The organism is Gluconacetobacter sacchari (genome assembly GCF_014174255.1).
Lineage (GTDB): Bacteria > Pseudomonadota > Alphaproteobacteria > Acetobacterales > Acetobacteraceae > Gluconacetobacter > Gluconacetobacter sacchari.
Window position 1 is genome coordinate 1 of the sequence record NZ_JABEQJ010000107.1, and the last position, 656, is coordinate 656.

The window sequence follows — 656 nt, forward strand, 5'->3', positions numbered from 1 at the left end:
GAGGTTGTCGCTGCCCGTGTTCGCGTTGTGGTTCGGCGGGTTTCGGCGGTTCGGCGTCTGTAACTCTCACCGTTCATTTCGAGGATGGTAGCGTGATGGACGAGCCTGTCGATCGCGGCGACGGTGACGGCTTGGTCGGGGAAAACGCGGTCCCAGGCACTGAAGGGCTGATTTGCGGCGATGGCGAGGCTTCGGGTTTCATATCTGCGGGCGATCAGCTCGAAAATGACGGAACTCTCGGCCTGGTCCTTTTGGGCGTAGGTGATGTCATCGAGAATGATCAGGTCGAACCTGTCGAGTTTGGTCAACGCGGCTTCGAGGGCGAGATCGCGTCTGGCGGCTTGCAGCCTTTGGACCATATCTGTTGTGCGGCTGTAGAGGACACGCTTGCCGGCCTCGATGAGAGCGTTTCCGATGGCGCTGAGAAGATGGGTCTTGCCCGTGCCCGAATTCCCGATAGCGATGAGGTTGGCGCCTGTTTCGATCCAGTCTCCGGCGGCGAGGGCTTCGATCCGTGCTCTGGGCACGCTGGTCATGGCTTTGAAATCGAACGTGGCGAAGGTCTTGCCGCCAGGGAGACCTGACTGCTGGAGATGACGCCCGATCCGGCGGGCATTGCGTTCGGCGACTTCGATTTCGGCCAGCGCGGCGAGGAA

The 656-nt window shown here is 61.0% G+C and carries 1 protein-coding gene; it reads right to left on the reverse strand.

The annotated features are described in order from the left end of the window. The coding region (istB, locus tag HLH48_RS22865) for an IS21-like element helper ATPase IstB (RefSeq protein WP_182999734.1) at positions 1-656 on the reverse strand (656 nt) is incomplete at both ends.